The sequence below is a fragment of the Lentzea sp. NPDC004782 genome (assembly GCF_040609115.1).
In the GTDB taxonomy this organism is placed as follows: domain Bacteria; phylum Actinomycetota; class Actinomycetes; order Mycobacteriales; family Pseudonocardiaceae; genus Lentzea.
The window spans coordinates 1-2,622 of sequence record NZ_JBEXJN010000150.1; the positions used below are offsets into that span (position 1 = coordinate 1).

The 2,622-nt window shown below is 70.5% G+C and carries 3 protein-coding genes; 2 read left to right on the forward strand and 1 reads right to left on the reverse strand.

Annotated elements, in window-relative coordinates:
- Positions 1 to 54: 54 nt before the first annotated feature.
- The gene (locus ABZV40_RS46320) at positions 55 to 420 is read right to left on the reverse strand and encodes a hypothetical protein (protein WP_355456503.1); all 366 of its coding nucleotides are present in this window, start codon (positions 418 to 420) and stop codon (positions 55 to 57) included.
- 101 nt (positions 421 to 521) lie between these two features.
- On the opposite strand from ABZV40_RS46320, the gene ABZV40_RS46325 reads away from it, so the two are divergent.
- The gene (locus ABZV40_RS46325; RefSeq protein ID WP_355456504.1) at positions 522 to 1,589 is read left to right on the forward strand and encodes an NDP-sugar synthase; all 1,068 of its coding nucleotides are present in this window, start codon (positions 522 to 524) and stop codon (positions 1,587 to 1,589) included.
- Entirely contained in the window at positions 1,582 to 2,463 is an 882-nt protein-coding gene (locus tag ABZV40_RS46330) for a DNA-3-methyladenine glycosylase 2 family protein (RefSeq protein WP_355456505.1), read from the forward strand. The genes ABZV40_RS46325 and ABZV40_RS46330 overlap by 8 nt, the downstream gene beginning before the upstream one ends.
- Positions 2,464 to 2,622 lie beyond the last annotated feature (159 nt).

Consider the following 2,622-nt stretch of genomic DNA (forward strand, 5'->3'; position numbering starts at 1 on the left):
GGATGAAGGGCGCCTTCATCGACCTCAGGTGGATGAAGGCGCCCTTCATCCACGTCACATGGAGCCGTTGAGGCGCTGCGACAGGGAGTTCCGGTGCTGCTGGTGGTTCGAGACCGTCGGGATCACACCGGGCTGCACGACCTGGGTGATCTCCGCGTCGTCCGCAGGAGCCGGCGGCCTGGGCGGGGCGGGCATCGGCGGCTGCTGGTGGTGCGGCCGCTGCTGACCGATCTGGGCCGGCGGGATGATCATGGTCGAGTCCGGGTCCTGGCGCGGATCCACGGCGTTGACCAGCGTGCGGGGGATCTGGAGCGTGTCGGACGCGTCCATGGGGGACGTCATGTTGTCCGGCGTCACGATGTTCCGCCCACGTGCGCGGGCGCGGGCGAGCATGGCGTCGGCCCGGTCGCGGGGGTCCATGTCGGATTTAGCTCCTTGCCGGGACCAGATCCCGTATGACGATCTGCTTCGTGTCAGAGTATTCCGTCAAACGGCTCGCTGTAACGCGGAGGAGGAAAAAGGTGCACGGCGTCGAAGCTGTGGTGCTGGTCGGGGGTAAGGGCACCCGTCTTCGCCCGCTGACCCTGTCCGCTCCCAAGCCCATGCTGCCGACTGCGGGGGTGCCCTTCCTGACCCACCTGTTGTCGCGGATCAAGGAGGCCGGCATCACGCACGTGGTGCTCGGCACGTCCTACAAGGCCGAGGTGTTCGAGGAGTACTTCGGCGACGGGTCCCGCCTGGGCCTCGAGCTCGAGTACGTGGTCGAGGAGGTTCCGCTCGACACCGCGGGTGCCATCCGCAACGTCGCGGACAAGCTGCGCGAACCGGACGTGATGGTCTTCAACGGCGACATCCTCTCGGGCGTCGACCTGACGGGGATCGTGGACACGCACCGCAAGCACGAGGCGGACGTCACGCTGCACCTGGTGAAGGTCGCGGACCCGCGCGCGTTCGGCTGCGTGCCGACCGACGACGAGGGCCGTGTGCAGGCGTTCCTGGAGAAGACCGAGAACCCGCCGACCGACCAGATCAACGCCGGTTGCTACGTGTTCCGGCGTGAGGTGATCGACGCCATCCCGGCGGGCCGCCCGGTGTCGGTGGAGCGCGAGACGTTCCCCGGCCTGCTGGAGGGCGGTCGTCGCCTGCAGGGCCACGTCGACGCCACGTACTGGCTCGACCTGGGCAAGCCGGAGGCGTTCGTGCAGGGCTCCGCCGACCTGGTGCGCGGTGTCGCCCCTTCGGCCGCCGTCGCGCAGCCCGGTGACTTCCTGGTGCTGGGGGGCTCGTCGATCCACGAGGGCGCCACGGTTCGTGGTGGCTCGACGGTCGGTGCCGGGTGCACGGTCGCGGACGGCGCGGTGCTCGACGGCGCGATCCTGTTCGACGGCGCGGTCGTCGGCGAAGGCGCGGTGGTCGAGCGCTCGATCGTCGGCGCGGGTGCGCTGGTGCAGGCCGGTGCGGTGCTGCGGGACGCGGTCGTGGGCGACTCGGCCGTGATCGGTGCCCGGTGCGAGCTGATCGGCGGGGCGCGCGTGTGGCCGGGCGTGGTGCTGCCCGAGGCCGGCGTGCGCTTCTCGACGGATGCCTAGGAGATCCTGGACACCACCGTTCCCGCTGGATCTGGGCGCGGTGCTCGGGCCGCTGCGCCGCGGACCGGGTGACCCGTCCTTCTCCGCGGAGGGCGGCATCTGGTTCGCGGCGAACACCCCGTGCGGTCCGGGAACTCTGCACGTCCGCCGCGCCTCGGGGGTCATCGAGGCCGAGGCGTGGGGCGACGGCGGCGGGTGGCTGCTGGACGGCCTGCCCGCCCTGCTCGGCGCGGACGACCCGGTGGACGAGTTCATCGCCCACCACCCGATCATCGCCGAGGCCCGTCGCCAACGTCCCGGCCTGCGGCTCGGCGCGTGCGGACGGGTCTGGGACCTGCTGTTCGCCTCGATCCTGGAGCAGAAGGTCACCGGCAAGGAAGCGTTCCGCACGTGGCGCGAACTGGGTCGCCGCTTCGGCGAGCCCGCACCCGGACCGATGCCCTTGAAGGTCCCGCCGACGCCGCACCGGCTGCTGTCGCTGCAGGACTGGGAATGGCACCAGTGCGGTCTCGACGGTGCCCGCCGCCGGACGTTGGTCAACGCCGCCCAGGTCGCGCACCGGCTGGAGAAGGCCGCCGAGATGCGCAGCCGCGAGCTGCTGGAGAAGGTGCCCGGCATCGGCGTGTGGACCTCGGCCGAGGTGGCGCAACGGTCGTGGGGCGACCCGGACGCGGTGAGCGTGGGGGACTACCACGTCGCCAAGAACGTGGGCTGGGCGTTGACCGGCACGCCCGTGGACGACGACGGCATGATGGAGCTGCTGGAGCCGTACAAACCGCAGCGCCACCGGGCCGTTCGCTACCTGGAGGCGGCGGGGATGCAGCGGCCGCGGCGAGCCCCGAGGTTCTCGCCGCGCGACTACCGCAGGTTCTGAGGGGACGGCGCGACTCCGCCCGCTCGTCGTGGTGGATGAAGGGCTCATTCATCCACCTGAGGTCGATCTGGTGTTTTAACGTCAGGTGAGTTTCCTTAGCGGGCCGTCGTGTCAGCGGCGGCCCGTTTCTTGTTGTGTGTCTTGGGTTTGGGTGAGCTG

What these genes read in the sequence shown, in the direction of transcription:
- ABZV40_RS46320 (WP_355456503.1), bottom strand. Translation starts at nt 420, where the DNA reads ATGGACCCCCGCGACCGGGCCGACGCCATGCTCGCCCGCGCCCGCGCA.
- ABZV40_RS46330 (WP_355456505.1), top strand. Translation starts at nt 1,582, where the DNA reads ATGCCTAGGAGATCCTGGACACCACCGTTCCCGCTGGATCTGGGCGCG.